We start from the raw sequence: 18,921 nt of genomic DNA, 5'->3' as shown, positions 1-18,921 counted from the left end.
TCGTCCGCTCAGCCCGCCGCGCGCTCGTCGAGCTGCTCCGGCGGCTGCACCGCCCCGGTGAACTCCGGGGCCGTGAGCGGCCGCGGCGCGACCACGAGCGGGGACGTGCTCAGCCGGTCGTCCTCGGCCAGCGTGGGGTCGAGGTCGTTGATCCGCCGGGCCGTGGGGAACACCCGGGTCTCCACGGAACCGGCCAGCCGGTTGTAGGTCTCGACCGACTTCTGCAGCGACCGGCCCATGTCGTCGAGGTGCTTGCCGACCGTGCCCAGCCGTTCGTAGAGCTGCCGGGAGAGGTCGAAGAGCTCCTTGGCGTTCTCCGCCAGCCCGTGCTGGCGCCACGTGAACGCGACGGCCTTGAGCGAGGCCAGCAGCGAGACCGGCGAGACGAGCGCCACGTTGCGGCCCGCGGCGTGGTCCAGCAGGGTCGGGTCCGCGTCCAGGGCCGCGGACAGCGCCGACTCGGCGGGCAGGAAGCACAGCACGAGCTCGGGGGAGGACTCCCGCGCCTCCCAGTACTTCTTCGAGGCCAGCGCGTCCACGTGCCCGCGAACGGCCTTGGCGTGGGCGGTGAGCTGCGCCCGGCGTCCGGCGTCGTCCCCGGCGTCCTGGGCGCGCAGGTAGGCGGCCAGGGGCGCCTTGGCGTCCAGGACGATGTCGCGGCCCCCCGGCAGGTGCACGACCATGTCCGGGCGGATCGCGCTGCGCTCGCCGTCCGCGGTGGTGCCCGTGGAGGCGACCTGCTCCCGGAAGTCGACGTGGGCGGTCATGCCGGCGGCCTCGACCACGCGGCGCAGCTGCACCTCGCCCCACGTGCCCCGGGCCGAGCCGGAGCGCAGCGCCGAGGACAGCGACGTGGTCGCGGTGCGGAGGTGGTCGCCCACCTCGCGGGTGTGGGCCAGGGCCTGGGCGATGCCCCCGTACTGCTCGGCGCGGTCCCGCTCGAGCGCCGCCACGTGCTCCTCGACCGAGCGCAGCTGGTGGGCGACCGGCGCGAGGGCCCGCAGCACGTTGTTGTCCTGCACGGAGCGGGCGTCGGCGTCCCGCAGCCGGTCCTCGAGCTGGGCGCGGGCCTCGACGGCGGCGGCGCGCTCGGCGGCCAGGTCCACGAGCCGGTCCTGGACGGCGGCGAGCTCGGCCTGCAGCCCGGCCCGCTCCTGCTCGCCCGCCCGCGCGTCCCGCGCGGCGCGGGTCCGCGCCACGACGGTGCCCAGGAGGGCCCCCACCAGCAGGGCGAGCAGGACGAGGACGACGGCGAGGCTGACGGTCATGCCCAGCAGTGTGGCACGCCCGCCGGACACCGCACGGCAGCGGCACCGCGCGGGGAGTGCGGCCTCAGCGGCGCGCCGTGGTGCGGCGCAGGGCCAGCAGCACCACGGCGGCGAACACCGCGGTCCACACCCCGGTGTTCAGCACCAGCGCCCACAGGGGGTCGGACTCCACCGGCGGACCGCTCGTGGCCACGACGTCGCCCTCCACGAGCGGGTACCGGGCCAGCCCGGCCAGCCCGTAGAGCGGGGTGAAGCGGGCGATCTCGAGCATGAGACCGGAGAGCGGGACGAAGAGGTTGCCGAAGAAGCTGAGCACCACCAGCAGCCCGGAGGCGGCGCTGACCGCGGACTCGGAGCGGAACAGCAGCCCGGCCGCCAGGCCGTAGAGGGCGAACACCGAGGACCCCGCCACGACGATCGCCCCGGTCGCGGGCCAGCGCCAGCCGCCCAGCTCGGCGCCGGTCAGGGCCCCCACGGCGTAGACCGCGAGCACCGGAAGGACCGCCATGGCCAGGGCCACGGCCACCTTGGCCACCACGTACCCGTGCCGCGGCGCGGGGGTGAGCCCGAGCTGCCGGCCCCACCCCCGGGCCTGTTCCACGGCGGCGGCGCCGGCGATCGAGGTCGTCGCGGTCACGGCCCCGTAGACGGCCATGGAGATCATGTTGTACCCGCCGGCGTTGCCGTGGCCCACCGGCAGGTCGGAGAAGTCCCCCAGCGCCGTGAACATCACGTACAGCACGGCGGGCAGCACCACGACGAAGAACGTGCTGGAGACCATGCGCACGTTGCGGCGCAGGTCGTGGGCGGCGTAGGCGAGGCTCACGGTGCTCCTTGCTCGGGTCGGTCGCTCTGCGGGTGCGGTCGGTCGGCGGTGAGGCCCAGGAAGGCCTCCTCGAGACCGGCGTGGGCGATCTCGAGCTCGCGGGCGTGCGGGGTCGCGAGCAGGTGGCGGGCGATGGCGTCCGTGTCGGGGCCGGTGAGCCGCACCCGCCCGCCGGCCGGGTCCAGTGGGCTCGCCCCGGGGACGACGACGGGCCGGGGACCCGTCCAGCGGAAGCTGACCACGCGGGTGCCGGCCAGCGCCCGGACCTCGGCGGTGGCGGCGTCGGCCACGACGCGCCCGTCCTTGAGCACCACGGTGCGCACGGCGAACTCCTCGGCCTCGTCGAGGTAGTGGGTCGCGAACACGACCGTCCGGCCGCGCTCCGCCTCGGCGTGCATCGCGGCCCAGAACTCGCGCCGGGCGCGCACGTCCATGCCCGCGGTGGGCTCGTCGAGGACCAGCAGGTCCGGCTCGGGCAGCAGGGCCAGGGCGAAGCGCAGCCGCTGCTGCTGCCCGCCCGAGCACCGGGAGACCTTCCGCCGTGCGAACCCGGCGGCCCCGGCCCGCTCCAGGGCCTCGTCCACGGGCAGGGGGTCCCGGTGCAGGGTCGCGACCATGGCCACGGTCTCCCGCACGGACAGGTCGTCGAGCAGCCCGCCCGTCTGCAGGACCGCGCCGATCCGCCCCGCCCGCACGCTCTGGCGCGGTGCGGCGCCGAGGGTCCGCACGGTTCCCTCGTCGGGGTCCGTGAAGCCGAGCACCATGTCGAGCAGGGTGGTCTTGCCGGCGCCGTTGGGCCCGAGCAGCGCGACGACCTCGCCGCGCCCCACGCGCAGGTCCACGCCGTCCACGGCCCGCACCCGCTGCCCGCCGCGCCCGAAGCCCTTCCGGGCGCCGGCGACCTCGACGGCCGGGGCCTCGGCGGGACTCGCGGTCGGGCGGGTGCCGGGGGAGGAGCTCATGGGACGACTCTGCGCCACGACGGGCCGTCCCGCACGCCGCGCGGGCCGCGACACGCCCAGCATCCCGGTCCGGGGCCCGGCCGCCGTCGGGCGGCGCTGTTCCCGGGGGTCCGGGCCCGTCGCCGGCAGGCACCGCTGTCCGCGGGGAGCCGGGCGCGGCCCGGGCCCGTCGCGGGCGGGCGACGCCGTTCCCGGGGAAGCTGTGCGCAGAGCACTGTTCCCGGGCCCCGGCGCCGGCGGGCACCGGCCGCGGGCGGCCGGTAGGATGGACTCCCGTGGCTCTTACTATCGGAATCGTCGGACTGCCCAACGTCGGCAAGTCCACCCTGTTCAACGCGCTGACCCGCAACACCGTCCTGGCGGCGAACTACCCGTTCGCGACCATCGAGCCGAACATCGGCGTGGTCAACCTGCCGGACCCGCGCCTGGACCGGCTGGCCGAGATCTTCGGCTCCGAGCGGATCCTGCCCGCCACCGTCTCCTTCGTGGACATCGCCGGCATCGTCAAGGGCGCCTCCGAGGGGGAGGGGCTGGGCAACCAGTTCCTCGCCAACATCCGCGAGGCCCAGGCGATCGCCCAGGTCGTGCGCGCCTTCGACGACCCGGACGTGATCCACGTCGACGGCGAGGTGAACCCCGCCTCCGACATGGAGACCATCAACACCGAGCTGATCCTCGCGGACCTCCAGACCCTGGAGAACGCGATCCCGCGCCTGGAGAAGCAGGTGAAGATCAAGAAGGCCGACCCCGCCAAGCTCGCCGCGATGCAGCAGGCGCAGGGGGTCCTCGAGCGCGGGGACACGATCTTCGCGGCCGCGGAGAAGGAGAAGCTGGAGGTCGAGCAGCTGCGCGACCTGAGCCTGCTCACCGCCAAGCCCTTCATCTACGTCTTCAACGCCGACGACGGCGTGCTCGGCGACGAGGCGAAGCAGCAGGAGCTGCGGGAGCTCGTGGCACCGGCCGACGCCGTGTTCCTCGATGCCAAGCTCGAGGCCGAGCTCGTGGAGCTGGACGAGGAGGAGGCCCGCGAGATGCTGGAGATGTCCGGGCAGGACGAGGCCGGTCTCGACAAGCTAGCCCGGGTCGGCTTCTCCACCCTCGGGCTGCAGACCTTCCTCACCGCCGGGCCCAAGGAGTCGCGGGCCTGGACGATCCCCGTGGGCGCCACCGCTCCGCAGGCCGCCGGGGTGATCCACACCGACTTCGAGCGCGGGTTCATCAAGGCCGAGATTGTCTCCTTCGAGGACCTCGACGCCGCCGGATCCATGGCCGAGGCCAAGGCCGCGGGCAAGGTCCGGATCGAGGGCAAGGACTACGTCATGCGCGACGGCGACGTGGTCGAGTTCCGCTTCAACGTCTGAGCCGACCGGACGCCGCGCCGGGGTCAGTCGAGCCCGGGGCGCCGGCGGTGCTGCTTGACCTCGGCGCGGCGGCGCTTGCCCTCGAGCCGCCGTCGCCGCGAGCCGTTCGTGGGCCGGGTCGGGCGCCGGGCGAGGGGCGGGACCAGGGCCTCGCGCAGCAGCGCGGACAGGCGCTGCCGGGCCGCGGCGCGGTTGCGCCGCTGCGCACGGTGCTCCCCGGCGCTGACGGTGAGCACCGTGCCCGCCAGCCGCCCGGCGAGCCGGTCGAGGATGCGCTCGCGCTGGGCCTCGTCGAGCGCGGACGTGGTGGCCAGGTCGAGGGAGAGCTGCACCCGGCTGTCGGCGGTGTTCACGCCCTGGCCGCCCGGCCCCGAGGCGTGGGAGAAGCGCTCGACCAGCTCCGCCGCCGGCACCCTGAGGCCGCGGGGCGCGCCGGGGCCCGGGGGCACGTGCAGATCGTCCACCCCACCAGTGTGCCGCACGCACTCCCGCCCGCCGGTGCCGGGTGCGCCCGGCGCGCCCCCGGCCACGGTCGCCCCGCTGTGGCCTCCGACACGCTATGGTGAGCCCATGGCACGGTTCAGCCCCCTGGAGTGGCCGGTTCTCCGGCAGCTGCGCTCGGGCGACCTGCTGGGCCGAGGCCCGGCGGTCACCTCGGAGCGCACGCGCAGCACGGCCCCGCGCACCACGACCGCGGACCGCGTGGTCCAGAGCGTGTGCCCCTACTGCGCGGTCGGCTGCGGCCAGCGCGTGTTCGTGCGGGACGAGAAGGTCGTCCAGATCGAGGGGGACCCGGACTCGCCGATCTCGCGCGGGCGCCTGTGCCCCAAGGGCGCGGCCAGCGAGCAGCTGGTCAACGCGCCGGGCCGGCAGACGGAGGTCCTCTACCGGGCGCCGCGGGCCACCGAGTGGCAGCGGCTCGACCTCGAGACCGCCGTCGACATGATCGCCGACCGGTTCCTGGAGGCCCGCCGCAAGGGCTGGCAGGACCGCGACGAGCAGGGACGGCTGCTGCGCCGCACGATGGGCGTGGCCTCCCTGGGCGGTGCGACGCTGGACAACGAGGAGAACTACCTCATCAAGAAGCTGTTCACCGCCGCGGGCGCCGTGCAGATCGAGAACCAGGCCCGTATTTGACACTCCGCGACGGTTCCCGGTCTGGGAGCCTCGTTCGGTCGCGGCGGCGCGACGCAGACGCTGCAGGACATGGCCAACGCCGACTGCATCGTCATCCAGGGCTCGAACATGGCCGAGTGCCACCCGGTGGGCTTCCAGTGGGTGACTGAGGCCAAGGCGCGCGGCGCGAAGGTCATCCACGTGGACCCGCGGTTCACGCGCACCTCGGCCGTGGCCGACGCCCACGTGCCCATCCGCGCGGGCTCGGACATCGTGCTGCTGGGCGCGCTGATCAACCACGTCCTCACCCACGACCTGTGGTTCGAGGAGTACGTGCGCGCCTACACCAACGCCGCCACGATCGTGCACGAGGACTTCCGCGACGCCGAGGACCTCGACGGGCTGTTCTCCGGCTTCGACCCCGAGAGCGGCCAGTACGACATGCGCTCGTGGGCCTACGCGGAGCGCGACGGCGGGCACGTCGAGGGGCCGTCGCAGGACCCCGAGCACGGGGCCGAGGCCGTCGACGAGGCGGCCGGCCACGAGCTCGGCAGCGGCGGGGCGCCGATGGAGCACGCGCGCATCGCCCGGGACGAGACCCTGGAGCACCCGCGCACGGTGTTCCAGATCCTCAAGCGCCACTACGCCCGCTACACCCCGGAGATGGTGCAGGAGGTCTGCGGCATCGGGCCGGAGGACTTCGCGATGCTCGCCCGGACGATCACGGAGAACTCCGGGCGCGAGCGCACCACGTGCTTCGCCTACGCGGTGGGCTGGACCCAGCACAGCCTGGGCTCCCAGTTCATCCGCACCGCCTCGATCCTGCAGCTGCTGCTCGGCAACATGGGCCGGCCCGGCGGGGGGATCATGGCGCTGCGCGGGCACGCCAGCATCCAGGGCTCCACCGACATCCCCACGCTGTTCAACCTGCTCCCCGGCTACCTGCCCATGCCCAGTGCCGGCACGCACGACACGCTGCAGGAGTACCTGGACGCGATCGCCTCCAAGAAGCAGAAGGGCTACTGGGCCGAGGCCGACGCCTACACGGTCAGCCTGCTCAAGGCCTGGTGGGGCGAGGCGGCGACCGCCGAGAACGACTGGGCCTACGACTACCTGCCGCGTCTGACCGGCGCGCACGGCACGTTCCAGACGCTGACCCGCATGCTCGACGACGAGGTCGACGGCTACTTCCTGCTCGGCCAGAACCCCGCGGTGGGCTCGTCCAACGGCCGGATGCAGCGCATGGCCATGTCCCACCTGAAGTGGCTGGTGGTGCGCGACCTGAACCTCATCGAGTCGGCGACCTGGTGGAAGGACGGCCCGGAGATCGCCTCGGGCGAACTGCGCACCGAGGACATCGAGACCGAGGTGTTCTTCCTGCCCGCGGCCACGCACGTGGAGAAGTCCGGCACGTTCACCCAGACCCAGCGGCTGCTGCAGTGGCGCCACCAGGCCGTGGCCCCGCCGGGGGATGCCCGCAGCGAGCTGCAGTTCTTCCACGAGCTCGGCCGGCGAATCCGGCAGCGCCTGGCCGGTTCGACCGACGAGCGCGACCGGCCGCTGCTGGACCTCACCTGGGACTACCCGCTCGACGAGCACGGCGAGCCGGACCCCGAGGCGGTGCTGGCCGAGATCAACGGCCACCACCTCACCGGGCCGCAGGCGGGCCGGCCGCTGTCCTCCTACACCGAGATGCGCGCCGACGGCTCGACCGCCGGCGGGTGCTGGATCTACACCGGGGTCTACGCCGACGGCGTCAACCGGGCCGCCGCGCGCACACCGGCCGCGCAGCAGGTGCCCACGGCCCCCGAGTGGGGCTGGGCGTGGCCGGCCAACCGCCGCATCCTCTACAACCGCGCCTCCGCCGACCCGCAGGGCCGGCCGTGGAGCGAGCGCAAGAAGCACGTGTGGTGGGACGAGGACCAGCGCCGCTGGGTGGGCCTGGACGTCCCGGACTTCCCGGTCGACCGGGCCCCCGGTTCCCGGCCCGACCCGGACTCCGGCGGTGCCGCGGCGCTGGCGGGCGACGACCCGTTCATCATGCAGGCCGACGGGAAGGGGTGGCTCTACGCGCCCAAGGGCGTGGTCGACGGCCCGCTGCCGACCCACTACGAGCCGCAGGAGTCCCCGGTGGACAACGCGCTCTACGCCCAGCAGCGCAGCCCCTCCCGGGTGCTGTTCGCGCGGGGGGACAACCTGAGCGCCCCGAGCGACGACGACCCGGGCGCGGGGGTCTACCCGTACGTGTTCACGACCTACCGGCTCACGGAGCACCACACGGCCGGGGGCATGAGCCGCTGGCTGCCCTACCTCTCCGAGCTCCAGCCGGAGATGTTCTGCGAGGTCTCCCCGGAGCTGGCCGCCGAGCGCGGGCTCGAGCCCTACGGCTGGGCCACGATCGTCTCGCCCCGGGCCGCGATCGAGGCGCGCGTGCTGGTCACCGAGCGGATGAGCCCGCTGACGGTGCGCGGGCGCACCGTGCACCAGATCGGGCTGCCCTACCACTGGGGCGTGGGCCGGGACGCCGTGGTCAGCGGGGACGCCGCCAACGACCTGCTCGGGCTCACGCTCGAGCCCAACGTGCAGATCCAGGACTCCAAGGCCGGCACGTGCGACATCCGTCCGGGGCGCCGCCCCCGCGGCCCTGCGCAGCAGGAGCTCGTGGAGCAGTACCAGCGGCGGGCGGGACTGACCACGGCCACGGGCAACACCCGGCTCGACGTCCCCGTGCCCGATCCCGGCGCCACCGCCGAGGAGGAGGGCGCGGCCCACGAGAACCCCGCCGGGAACGTGGACATCGCGCCGGAGCCGCCCGAGAACCCGAGGAGGGAGACCTAGATGGGCCAGCTGTCCGGTCCCACCGACCCCACCGCCGACGCCCGCTGGGAGGACCCGAGCCCGCGCAAGGGCTTCTTCACGGACACCTCGATCTGCATCGGGTGCAAGGCCTGCGAGGTCGCGTGCAAGGAGTGGAACCACAACCCGCAGGACGGGCCGCTCGAGCTGCTCGAGTCCTCCTACGACAACACCGGGTCCCTGGGTGCCAGCACCTGGCGCCACGTGGCGTTCGTCGAGCAGGACAAGGAGCGGCTCGAGGAGGCGCGCGAGTCCGGGCGCAAGCTCGTGAGCCTCGGCATGCCGCGCGTCGGCCCCCCGGAGGAGCGCCCGCAGCCGTCCGCGGGGGACACCACCCCGCCGGACACCCCGGAGTTCCGCTGGCTGATGTCCTCCGACGTCTGCAAGCACTGCACCCACGCCGGGTGCCTCGACGTGTGCCCGACCGGGGCGCTGTTCCGCACCGAGCACGGCACCGTGGTGGTCCAGGACGACGTGTGCAACGGGTGCGGCACCTGCGTGGCCGGCTGCCCGTTCGGGGTGATCGAGCGGCGCACCGACGGCACGGCCGCCCCGCGCACGGAGCGCGACGGGCAGCCGGGCACGCAGCGCCGGCCCGAGGTCAAGAACGTGGGCGTCGCCCAGAAGTGCACCCTGTGCTACGACCGCATGGTGGACGACCAGACGCCGGCGTGCGCGCAGACGTGCCCCACGACGTCCATCAAGTACGGCGAGCACGAGGACATGGTCGAGACGGCCCGGCACCGGGTCGCCGAGCTGCACGCCCAGGGGCGCACCGAGGCCCGGCTCTACGGCGCCAACGAGCTCGACGGCGTCGGCGGCACGGGGTCGGTGTTCCTGCTCCTCGACGAGCCGGAGGTCTACGGGCTGCCGCCGGACCCCCGGGTGCCGACCGCGGACCTGCCCCGGATGTACCAGCGGGCCGGTCTGGCCGCGGCCGGGCTCGTCGCGGCCGCGGCCGTTGCCTTCCTGGGAGGCGGCTCGTGAGCACCTCCGCCTTCGACGGCTTCCGTCCCCCCGAGCCGCCGCGGCGCCCGCGCGGCCCCGGACGGCGGCGGGGCCGCCACCGGGCCGGCGGGGGCGACGGCTCCCGCGAGATGCCCATGGTCCCCGAGGCGCAGTTCGGCTCCTACTACGGGCGCCCGGTGGTCAAGCCCGCGCCCTGGGGGGACGAGGTCGCGGCGTACCTGTTCCTCGGCGGCGTGGCCGGCGGCTCGGCGCTGCTGGCGCTCGGCGCCCAGCTCACCGGCCGGGACGAGCTGCGCCGCAACGCCCGGCTGGGCTCGGTGACCGCTCTCGCCCTGGGCGGGGCCGCCCTGGTCGCCGACCTCGGCCGGCCGGAGCGCTTCCTGCACATGCTGCGCACGTTCAAGCCGACCTCGCCCATGAGCATGGGCACGTGGATCCTCAGCGGTTTCGGGGCCGGCATGGGCACCGCCGTCGCGGCCGAGGCCGACCGGATGACCGGGTCCCGGCTGCCGCTGGGCCCGCTGCGCCCGGTGCTGCGCGTCGTGGAGGCCCCCGCCGGCGTCGGCGCCGCGGTCCTCGCCGGCCCGCTCGCCGCCTACACCGCGGCCCTGCTCTCGGACACGGCCACGCCGACCTGGAACGCGGCCCGCGAGGACCTGGCGTTCGTCTTCGTCAGCTCGGCGGCCCTGGCCTCCGGCGGTCTGGCGATGGTCACGACCTCGGTCCCCGAGGCGGGCCCGGCCCGGCGGCTGGCCGTGCTGGGCGTGGCCGGGGAGCTGGTGGCCACGAAGCTGATGGAGCGGCGGATGGACCCGGTCGCCGCCGAGCCGCTGCACGAGGGCCGGGCCGGCACCATGCTCGCCTGGAGCGAGCGGCTGGCCGTTGCCGGCGGGCTGGGGACGCTGCTGGGCGGTCGCCGCCGCACCGTGGCCGCGGTCTCCGGGCTGGCCCTGCTGGCGTCCTCGGCGCTGACCCGCTTCGGCGTGCTGGAGGCCGGGCTGCGCTCGGCCGAGGACCCCCGCTACACGATCGAGCCGCAGAAGGCGCGCCTGGCCGCCCGGCGCGCCGCGGGCGTCGTGGACGACGCGATCACCACCGCCGGCTGAGCCGGGCCGCGGCCGCCCCCGCCGAACCGTCCCGGTCGCGGTCACCCGCACGGGCATGGCACGGTCACCCGGGTGGGTCCCGGCCGTGGTCGCCCCGTGGTCCGCGCCCCGGCCGCGGTCGCCCCTGTGGGCGGACCCGGCCGTGGTCGCCCCGTGGCCCGCGCCCCGGCCGCGGTCGCTCCCGTGGGCGGAACCGGCCGCGGTCGCCCCGTGGCCCGTGCCCCGGCCGCGGCCGCTCCTCGCCCCCGGGGACCGGACCGGGCCGCCGACGTCAGCGGATCTCGAGGCCCGTTCCGGCGACCGTGTGCCCGACGACGGGGTGGCCCGGCAGCTCCCCGACGACGAGCAGCCCGCCGGAGGTCTGGGCGTCGGCCAGCAGCAGGAGGTCGTCCTCGGTGACGTCGCCGCCGGTGCGCAGGTGCGGACGGACCCAGTCGAGGTTGCGGCGGGTCCCGCCGGAGACGAACCCGTCCCGCAGGGCCTGCGCCGCCCCGTCGACGAGGGGCACGGCGCGGCGGTCCAGCACGGCACCGACCCCCGAGGCCCGGCACAGCTTGTGCAGGTGGCCCAGCAGGCCGAAGCCCGTCACGTCGGTGGCGGCGCGCACCCCGGCCGCGAGGGCGGCCTCGGCGGCGTCCCGGTTGAGCCGGGTCATGGTCGCGACGGCCTCCGGGAAGACCTCGCCCGTGCGCTTGTGCCGGTTGTTGAGCAGACCCAGGCCGATGGGCTTGGTGAGGGTCAGCGGGAGACCGGGCTCGGCGGCGTCGTTGCGCAGCAGCCGCTGCGGGTCGGCCACGCCCGTGACCGCCATGCCGTACTTGGGCTCCGGGTCGTCGACGGAGTGCCCGCCGATCACCGGGCAGCCGGCCTCCGCGGCCACGGCCAGCCCGCCGCGCAGCACCTCGGAGAGCAGCTCCATCGGCAGCACCTCACGGGGCCAGCCCACGAGGTTGATCGCGACCACCGGGCGCCCGCCCATGGCGTAGACGTCCGAGAGGGCGTTGGCCGCGGCGATCCGGCCCCAGTCGTAGGCGTCGTCGACGACCGGGGTGAAGAAGTCCGCGGTGGACAGCACGGCGAGGTCCTCGCGCACCAGCACGGCGGCGGCGTCGTCGCCGTCGTCGAGGCCCACGAGCACACCGGCGCCGGCCTGCCCGGTGAGCCCGCGCACGGCGTCCTCGAGCTCGCCCGGCGGGATCTTGCACGCGCACCCGCCGCCGTGGGCGAAGCCCGTCAGCCGGGGCGCCTCGGGGCCGGGGAGCGGGGTCTGGGTCCTGGTCTCGGTCACGGCGCCAGCCTACCGGCGGCCGGTGCCGCCGGACCGCACGCGGTCCGCCGGTGCGCTGCCCGCCCCGGAGGTCCGCCGCAGCGGGGGCGGCAACCCTGCCGAAGCGGCCGTCGGCGGAGGCGCGTGCGGGCGGCCGGGTCCGCCCCGGACCGGGGCGCCGGTGCGCTGCCCGCCCCGGTGCTACATTGACGGCGGAGGCGTCCGGGTCCTGGTGGGCCCCCCGGTCTTCAAAACCGGTGAGGCCGAGCACCTCGGCCTGGCGGGTTCGATTCCCGTCCGCCTCCGCCAGCTTCCGCTCCCCGCGCTCCCGCGCGCCCCGCGACGAGGAGGTCCCGTGGCCCAGGACGACCCGCGGCGCTCGATCCCGCGCACGGATCAGCTGCTGGGCCTGCCCGCGGTCGAGCGGGCCCGCGAGCGCCTCGGCGAGCACGTCCTGCGGGACGTCGTGCGCACCGCCCAGCAGCGGGCGCGGCGGGGCGAGATCACCCCCGGGGAGGTCGCCGCCGCGGTCGGGGCCGCCGTCGCCGCGCGGACCGCCACGGCGCTGCGCCCGGTGCTCAACGCGACCGGGGTCGTCGTGCACACCAACCTGGGCCGGGCCCCGCTGTCCGCGGCGGCGCGCGAGGCGCTCGCGGCGGCCGCGGGCTACGTCGACGTCGAGCTCGACCTGACCACCGGGGCCCGCTCCCGCCGCGGGACCGCGGCGCGGGCGGCCCTGCTCGCGGCCTGCCCGGCCGCGGAGGAGGCCCTGGTCGTCAACAACGGGGCGGCCGCGCTCGTGCTGGCCACCACGGCCCTGGCGGCCGGGCGCGAGGTCGTGGTCAGCCGCGGCGAGCTCGTGGAGATCGGGGCCGGCTTCCGGCTGCCGGAGCTGATCGCCTCCACCGGGGCCCGCCTGCGCGAGGTCGGCACGACCAACCGCACCCACCCCGAGGACTACGCCCGCGCGATCGGCCCGGACACCGGGTGCCTGCTGAAGGTCCACCCGAGCAACTTCCGGGTCGAGGGCTTCACCGCGGAAGTCGGCACGGCCGGGCTGCACGAGCTCGCCGCCGCGCACGGGGTCCCGCTCGTGGCGGACCTCGGCAGCGGCCTGCTGGTCCCGGACCCGGCGCTGCCGGGGGAGCCCGACGTCACGACCGCGCTCGAGGACGGGGCCGACGTCGTGGTCGTCAGCGGGGACAAGCTGCTCGGCGGCCCCCAGGCGGGAGTCCTGCTGGGCCGGGCCGAGACGATCTCCCGGCTGGCGGCCCACCCGCTGGCCCGCGCGGTGCGCGCCGACAAGCTGGCCCTCGCGGCCCTGGAGGCGACCCTCACGGGCGGCCCGCCGCCGGTGGCCCGCGCCCTGCACGCGGATCCGGAGCGGCTGCGCGCCCGGGCCGAGGAGCTCGCCGCGGCGGTGGGCGCCCCCGTCGTCGCCCACGACGGCCGCGTCGGCGGAGGCGGCGCGCCCGGGGTGCCGCTGCCCGGGTGGGCCGTGCGCCTGCCCGAGGCCGCCGCGGCCCCGCTGCGCGCCGGGGAGCCCGCGGTGCTGCCGCGCGTGCACGGCGGGGCGTGCCTGCTGGACCTGCGCTGCGTGCCCGAGGCCGACGACGCCCGGCTGCGCGCGGCCGTGCGCACGGCGCTGGCCGGACTCGGCGGGGAGGGCTGAGCGTGCACGTCGTCGCCACGGCCGGGCACGTCGACCACGGCAAGTCCACGCTCGTGCGGGCGCTCACCGGGATGGAGCCCGACCGGTGGGCGGAGGAGCGCCGCCGCGGCCTGACCATCGACCTCGGCTACGCCTGGACGGCCCTGCCCTCGGGCCGGGACGTCGCCTTCGTGGACGTGCCCGGGCACGAGCGGTTCCTCGGCAACATGCTGGCGGGGATCGGCCCGGCCCCCGTGGTGTGCTTCGTGGTCGCGGTGGACGAGGGCTGGCAGGCCCAGTCGGAGGACCACCGGGACGCGGTGGCGGCGCTGGGCATCGAGCACGGGGTCGTGGTGCTCACCCGGGCCGACCGCGCCCCCGGACGCGCCGGGGCCGTGCGCGAGCAGGTGCGGGCGCGGCTCGCGGGCACGGGGCTGCACGACGCGCCCGTGGTGACCGTCTCGGCGACCGAGGGCACGGGCCTGGACGAGCTGCGCACCGTGCTCGACGACGTCCTGGACCGGGTCCCGGCCCCGCCGGCCGCGGGCCGGCTGCGGCTGTGGGTGGACCGGGCGTTCACGGTGGCCGGTGCGGGCACGGTCGTCACCGGCACGCTCGCCTCGGGGACCCTGGCGCGCGGGGACCGGCTGCAGCTGCTCGGCCGCGCCGGGGAGCGGACGGTGGGCGTCCGGAGCCTGCAGAGCCGCGGGGCCGACCGGGCGGGCCTGGAGCCGGTGGACCGGGCGGCGCTGAACCTGCGCGGGGTCGCCGCCGACGAGGTGCACCGGGGCGACGCCCTGGTCACCCCCGGCGCCTGGCCGCTGACGGGGCTGCTGGACGTGCGCCGCACCTCGGGCCCGGCCTTCCCGGCGGTCGCCGAGCAGCTCGTGCTGCACGCCGGCACGGCGGCGGTGCCCGTCCGGCTGCGCCCGTTCGACGACGACCACGCCCGGCTCTCCCTGGACCGCCCCCTGCCGCTGGTGCTGGGGGACCGGGTGGTGCTGCGCGGCTCCGGCCAGGGCGCCGTGCTCGGCGGGGCGCAGGTGCTCGACGCCGATCCGCCGGCGCTGCGCCGGCGCGGGGACCGGGGCCGCCGCGCCGATCAGCTCGCCCGCATGGACCCGTCCGGTGACGCGCTCCTCGAGGTGGCCCGGCGCGGGGCCGTGCAGCCGGCGCGCCTGCGGCGGCTGGGCCTGCCCGCGGAGCGGGCGCCCGAGGGCGTGCGGGTGCTGGGGGACTGGTGGGTCCACGAGCCGGTCCTGGCGGGGTGGCGGCAGCGGCTGCGGGCGGCGGTCGAGCAGCTGCACGAGCGCGACCCGCTGGCGGCCGGCCTGTCCCGCGGCGCGGCCCGGGACCTGCTCGCCCTGCCCGACGCCGCGCTGCTGGAGCCCGTGCTCGAGGGGACCGGGCTCGAGCAGGAGGGCGGGGTGCTGCGCGTGCCCGGGCGCCGCCACGAGCTCGGCCCGCTCGAGGACGCGGCGCTGCGGCTGGAGCACCGGCTCGCGGCGGAGCCCTTCCGCGCCCCGGAGTCCGACGACCTGGCGGCGCTGCGGCTGGGCGCGCGGGAGCTGGCCGCGCTCGAGCGGGCCGGCCGCGTGCTGCGGCTGGGCGACGGCATCGTCGTGCTGCCCTCGGCGCCGGCGCTGGCGATGCGCGAGCTCGCCCGGCTGCCGCAGCCCTTCACGACGAGCCAGGCGCGCCAGGCACTGGGCACCACCCGGCGCGTGGTGATCCCGCTGCTCGAGCACCTCGACGGCCGCGGCTGGACCCGCCGGCTCGACGCCGGGCACCGGACCGTCGCACGCTGAGGCAGGGCGGCGGGGCCGTGCCCTGAGGCGGTCTCGGGGGACGGCGGGCTGCGGACGTGTCCCGGGGCGGTCTCGGGGGACGGTGCGCTGCGGCTGTGCCCTGATGCGGTCTCGGGAGACGGCGCGCTGCGGCCGGGTCCTGGGGTCGGTGCCCGGGGCGGTGCGCCGAGGACGTGTCCTGAGGCGGTCTCGGGGGACAGTGCGATCCGGTCCCGCCTGGCTCGGCGCGCTACGGCCGGTCGGCGCGGCCGTGCGCCCGGACCGCGGCCGTGGGGGCGGCGCGGTGCGGGCGCACGGCAGTCCGGTCAGCGGCCGAGCAGCCGCAGGGCCTCGCTGATCCGGTCGCGCAGTACCAGCGCCTGCTCGGGGGTCCAGGCGTCGTGGCCGATGTGCAGGACGGAGCCGTCCCGGTGGGCGTAGCTGCCGTCGCGGGAGCTGATGACCTCCCAGGTCTCGAGGAGGACGACGGGGGAGGGGCCGGCGACGGACCGGGCGGGCAGCTCCCGGTAGTTGGTGACCGTGTCGGGATCGGTCCGTTCCTGGTGGGTGGCCCAGTGCGGGCGGGGGACGAGAGCCGTGTTCTCGCTCATGGGATGCCTTTCCATGGGGGGTACTTCCATGTTGATGCATGAGAACCGGGATGGTCGTGCGGCGTGGCCGGGATCACGTCAAATACCTGCGGGACCTGCCGTCGTGTCCGGGCGGGGCCGCGGCGGCCCGGGCGCGGACCGCCCGGACGACGCGCGGGCCCCCCGCCGGGGATCCGGCGGGGGGCCCGCGGTGCTGTCCGTGCGTCCGCTCAGCGGGGGCCGGCGGGGTGGTCCCCGTCCTCGACGGAACGGTCCGTCACGGGCTCGATCCGCTCGGTCGCGGGCTCCTCGACCGGCGACGCGACGTCGTAGGCGGTCTCCGGCCGGGTGGCCTCGCCCGTGGAGCGCTCCCCCGGCACGGGGACCTCGCGGGAGATCTCGGTCTGCCCGGAGACCGGGGCGGCCGGCGTCTCGCGCGGGGCCTCCAGGGTGACCGGCTCGTCGTCGCCGGAGTCCTTGGAGCGGGCGGCCACGGCGGCCGCACCGGCGACGGCCGCCGCGGCGGCGGCTCCGGCGGCCACGGCCTTGCCGGAGATCCCGGCCCCGCCGTCGTCGCCCCGGGAGGCGGCGGCGTCGCGCACGTCGGGCGCACCGGGAGCGGCCCCGGGGCGGATCGCGCCGCGCCAGGCGCCGGTCGCGTAGCCCTCGTCCTCGATGAAGGCCTTGAAGCGCTCGAGGTCCTTCTCCGCGCGGGAGCCGATGACGCCCAGCGCGTCCCCGGCCTTCTCGACCGGCCCCTCGGGCTCGTAGTCCAGCTCGAGGTGGACGCGCGTGCGGCCCTCGCCGGCGTCCTCGAAGGTCACGGCCCCGGCGTTGGTGGCGCCCTCCGTGGCGGCCCACGCCACCTTGCGCTCGGGGACCTGCTCGAGGATCCGGGCCTGCCACTGCCGGCGCACACCGCCGATCTCGGCGACCCACTCCAGGCGGTCGTCCTCGAGCTGGCGGACGCTCTCGACCCCGCTCATGAAGTGCGGGAACTCCTCGAACTGCGTCCACTGGTCGTACACGGTGGCGAGGGGGACGTCGACGACGACGGTCTTCTCGACCTTGGTGCTCATGGCCTCTCCTTCGGGGTCGGGCGGACAGGGGGCGAACCGGTCGGATTCGCCAGTGTGCTTACGGTATACCCGGAGGAGGCGGCTCGGCCAGACCCGCAGGGCTCACCGCGGGCCGGTGTGCTCCTCGGGTGCCGCGTGCTCCCCGGGGCCCGGGTTCTTCCCCGGTGCCGTGTCCTCCTCGGCGCCGGCGTAGTCCTCGAGGTCGACGAGGACGGCCTGCCCGGAGTGCGTGGCGTGCAGGGCCACGGCGAGGCTCTCGAGGTCGTCGTCGTCGAGGTGCTCGGACGGCAGGTCGAGCGCGTAGCGCGTCTCCCCGTCCACCTCCAGCGGGGTGATCTGGGCGGGTCCCGCGGTGAGGTCGACCACCGTGGCGGGCGGTCCGCCGGCGTCCCCGGGGGTCTCGGAGGGTGCGCCGGTGCTGGGCGAGGTGCTCATGGGGTGCCGTCCTGGTGCTCGGGGCCCTGCAGGGCCGTCGGGGGGAGTGCGGGCCGCGGTGGCGTGCGCCGGGCCGCGGGTGCTGCGGCTCGGACTATCGTCAGAGTACTGACGGACCGTGAATGCGCAAGGGGGGCACGGCCGGTCGCCGACCCCGTGCTCAGGGGCGGGCAGCGGCGGCCACGAACTCCGCGACGGCCCGGCACAGCAGGTCCGAGACGCCCGCGGGGCCGAGGGCGGCGCGGCGGCCGGTGCGCAGGGCGTGGTCGGCGCCGTCCACGGGGAGCACCCCGATGCGGCCGGCGGTGTCACCGGCGGCCGCGGTGACCTCGTCGGCCGAGCCGAAGGGGTCGCGGGTGCCCTGGAGCACGAGCACGGGAACGTCGGGACCGAGCAGCTCCTCCGCCCGGCTGCGCTCCGGACGGCCGGGCGGATGGAGGGGGAACGCCAGGCACACGACCGCGGCCGCGCCGGTGGTCCCCGCCGTGCGGCAGGCGACGCGCGCGCCGGCGCTGCGCCCACCGGCGACCACGGGACGTCCGTCCGCCAGCTCGGCGACGGCGGGGGCGGCGGCGAGCCACCCGGCGTCGAGGGCGGCGGGACGGGGTGCGACCCGGCGGCCCGCCACCACCCACGGCTGCTCGTGGCGCACCACGGTGATCCCGTGCCCGGGCAGGCCCTCGGCGAGGGCCGTGAGGTCGGGGGCGCCGGCCCCGCCGCCGGCGCCGTGGCCCAGCCACAGCACGGCGCGCGCCTGCGGGAGCGGCGACCCGTCGTCGTCGAGGGCGGGGGAGACGAGCAGCCGTCCGGGGCCGGCCTCGGAGGGGACGGGGATCGTCAGGGCGTCGTGGGTCTCGGGCACGACCCCCACCGTAGCCGGACGCCGGGCGGTGCCCGGACGATCCCGGGGCACCGGACGGCCGGGGGCCGGGCCCGCGAGGTCCGTGGGCGCGAAGCGCGGGTCCGCAGCAGGGGCGGTCCACGGCGCACCGGGAGGACGGCCTAGCATGACGGCATGGCCTCCCCGCGCCCTCCCCGTCCCGGCCGGCCGTCCCGTGCGCAGCTCGAAGCGGCCCGCGGGACCACGCTGCCCGACCTGCTCGGCCCCGGTCTGCGGCTGCTGGTGTGCGGGATCAACCCGAGCCTGTGGGCCGCCGCGACGCAGGCGCACTTCGCCCGCCCCGGCAACCGGTTCTGGCCGGCGCTGCACGAGGCGGGGCTCACCGGTCACCTCGTCGACTGCTCGGCCGGGATGACCGCGGCCGACCGGGCGCACGTGGTGGCCCGCGGCATCGGGATCACCAACCTCGTGGAGCGGGCCACGGCGCGGGCGGACGAGCTGGACCCGCAGGAGTTCGTGGCGGGCCGCGAGCGCCTGGCCCGCATCGTGGCGGAGCACCGCCCGGCCGTCGTGGCGGTCGCCGGCGTGACGGCCTACCGGCACGCCTTCGCCGAGCCGAGGGCCGTGCTGGGCCCGCAGGAGCAGCTGCTGGAGGGCGCCCGGCTGTGGGCGCTGCCCAGCCCGAGCGGGCTCAACGCGCACGCGAGCCGGGCGGATCTCGCGGCGGCGTTCGCCGCGGCGGGCCGTGCGGCCGGCCTGCTGCCCGGGAGCCCTGCCGGCGGCGACGGGACGACCCCCGGGTAGGAT

General features: G+C 76.6%; 16 protein-coding genes and 1 tRNA gene. 8 read left to right on the top strand and 9 right to left on the bottom strand.

The annotated features are described in order from the left end of the window. Positions 1–8: 8 nt before the first annotated feature. From LQU92_RS11390 to LQU92_RS11380, 3 genes are all read right to left on the bottom strand, one after another. Positions 9–1,268, bottom strand: coding sequence for a DNA recombination protein RmuC (locus tag LQU92_RS11390; RefSeq protein ID WP_101851961.1), 1,260 nt, complete (start codon positions 1,266–1,268; stop codon positions 9–11). Between the two features lie 64 nt (positions 1,269–1,332). Next, positions 1,333–2,094, bottom strand: a complete 762-nt coding sequence (locus LQU92_RS11385; protein ID WP_101851962.1) for an ABC transporter permease — start codon at positions 2,092–2,094, stop codon at positions 1,333–1,335. Continuing rightward, entirely contained in the window at positions 2,091–3,056 is a 966-nt protein-coding gene (locus tag LQU92_RS11380) for an ABC transporter ATP-binding protein (RefSeq protein ID WP_230780805.1), read from the bottom strand. The genes LQU92_RS11385 and LQU92_RS11380 overlap by 4 nt, the downstream gene beginning before the upstream one ends. A gap of 275 nt (positions 3,057–3,331) precedes the next feature. On the opposite strand from LQU92_RS11380, the gene ychF reads away from it, so the two are divergent. Further along, positions 3,332–4,417, top strand: a complete 1,086-nt coding sequence (gene ychF, locus LQU92_RS11375) for a redox-regulated ATPase YchF (protein ID WP_230780803.1) — start codon at positions 3,332–3,334, stop codon at positions 4,415–4,417. A 23-nt stretch (positions 4,418–4,440) separates the two neighbouring features. Here the strand turns inward: ychF and arfB are convergent, their stop codons facing one another. Further along, the gene (arfB, locus tag LQU92_RS11370) at positions 4,441–4,881 is read right to left on the bottom strand and encodes an alternative ribosome rescue aminoacyl-tRNA hydrolase ArfB (RefSeq protein ID WP_230780801.1); all 441 of its coding nucleotides are present in this window, start codon (positions 4,879–4,881) and stop codon (positions 4,441–4,443) included. 106 nt (positions 4,882–4,987) lie between these two features. On the opposite strand from arfB, the gene fdh reads away from it, so the two are divergent. The 3 genes from fdh to nrfD are packed head-to-tail and all read left to right on the top strand — an operon-like array spanning position 4,988 to position 10,464. Further along, positions 4,988–8,371 (top strand): formate dehydrogenase, encoded by a 3,384-nt coding sequence (gene fdh, locus LQU92_RS11365; RefSeq protein ID WP_230780799.1) that lies wholly within the window; start codon positions 4,988–4,990, stop codon positions 8,369–8,371. Continuing rightward, entirely contained in the window at positions 8,372–9,376 is a 1,005-nt protein-coding gene (locus LQU92_RS11360) for a 4Fe-4S dicluster domain-containing protein (RefSeq protein ID WP_230780797.1), read from the top strand. After that, the gene (gene nrfD, locus LQU92_RS11355) at positions 9,373–10,464 is read left to right on the top strand and encodes an NrfD/PsrC family molybdoenzyme membrane anchor subunit (protein ID WP_230780795.1); all 1,092 of its coding nucleotides are present in this window, start codon (positions 9,373–9,375) and stop codon (positions 10,462–10,464) included. Before LQU92_RS11360 ends, nrfD begins: the two co-directional genes overlap by 4 nt. A gap of 271 nt (positions 10,465–10,735) precedes the next feature. On the opposite strand, the gene selD is transcribed toward nrfD, so the two are convergent. Next, on the bottom strand, positions 10,736–11,752 hold the full coding sequence (gene selD, locus LQU92_RS11350) for a selenide, water dikinase SelD (protein WP_230780793.1): 1,017 nt from the start codon (positions 11,750–11,752) through the stop codon (positions 10,736–10,738). 193 nt (positions 11,753–11,945) lie between these two features. On the opposite strand from selD, the gene LQU92_RS11345 reads away from it, so the two are divergent. The 3 genes from LQU92_RS11345 to selB all read left to right on the top strand — a co-directional run bounded on the left by LQU92_RS11345 (position 11,946) and on the right by selB (position 15,190). Beyond that, a tRNA-Sec gene (locus LQU92_RS11345) sits at positions 11,946–12,040 on the top strand. A gap of 46 nt (positions 12,041–12,086) precedes the next feature. Continuing rightward, positions 12,087–13,403 carry an L-seryl-tRNA(Sec) selenium transferase gene (gene selA / locus LQU92_RS11340; RefSeq protein WP_230780792.1) on the top strand — a complete coding sequence of 439 codons (1,317 nt, stop codon included), beginning with the start codon at positions 12,087–12,089 and terminating at the stop codon, positions 13,401–13,403. A 2-nt stretch (positions 13,404–13,405) separates the two neighbouring features. Then, a complete protein-coding gene (gene selB / locus LQU92_RS11335; RefSeq protein ID WP_230780791.1) occupies positions 13,406–15,190 on the top strand; it encodes a selenocysteine-specific translation elongation factor in 1,785 nt (594 codons plus the stop codon). 305 nt (positions 15,191–15,495) lie between these two features. Here selB and LQU92_RS11330 read toward each other — a convergent pair whose 3' ends face one another. The 4 genes from LQU92_RS11330 to LQU92_RS11315 all read right to left on the bottom strand — a co-directional run bounded on the left by LQU92_RS11330 (position 15,496) and on the right by LQU92_RS11315 (position 18,135). Beyond that, entirely contained in the window at positions 15,496–15,780 is a 285-nt protein-coding gene (locus LQU92_RS11330) for a hypothetical protein (RefSeq protein ID WP_101851977.1), read from the bottom strand. A 209-nt stretch (positions 15,781–15,989) separates the two neighbouring features. Continuing rightward, positions 15,990–16,838 (bottom strand): SRPBCC family protein, encoded by an 849-nt coding sequence (locus LQU92_RS11325; RefSeq protein ID WP_230780790.1) that lies wholly within the window; start codon positions 16,836–16,838, stop codon positions 15,990–15,992. 102 nt (positions 16,839–16,940) lie between these two features. Continuing rightward, on the bottom strand, positions 16,941–17,273 hold the full coding sequence (locus LQU92_RS11320; RefSeq protein ID WP_230780789.1) for a hypothetical protein: 333 nt from the start codon (positions 17,271–17,273) through the stop codon (positions 16,941–16,943). Positions 17,274–17,433: 160 nt separating this feature from the next. Beyond that, positions 17,434–18,135, bottom strand: a complete 702-nt coding sequence (locus tag LQU92_RS11315) for an alpha/beta family hydrolase (RefSeq protein WP_230780788.1) — start codon at positions 18,133–18,135, stop codon at positions 17,434–17,436. Positions 18,136–18,288: 153 nt separating this feature from the next. Between LQU92_RS11315 and LQU92_RS11310 the strand changes: the two genes are divergently transcribed. Then, positions 18,289–18,918, top strand: a complete 630-nt coding sequence (locus LQU92_RS11310; protein WP_230780787.1) for a mismatch-specific DNA-glycosylase — start codon at positions 18,289–18,291, stop codon at positions 18,916–18,918. Positions 18,919–18,921: the final 3 nt, after the last annotated feature.

It is taken from the genome of Kocuria sp. LUK (genome assembly GCF_021012935.1).
Taxonomy (GTDB): domain Bacteria; phylum Actinomycetota; class Actinomycetes; order Actinomycetales; family Micrococcaceae; genus Kocuria; species Kocuria flava.
Note: the sequence above shows the minus strand (reverse complement) of the source record. Positions and strands in the feature narration are given on the sequence as shown.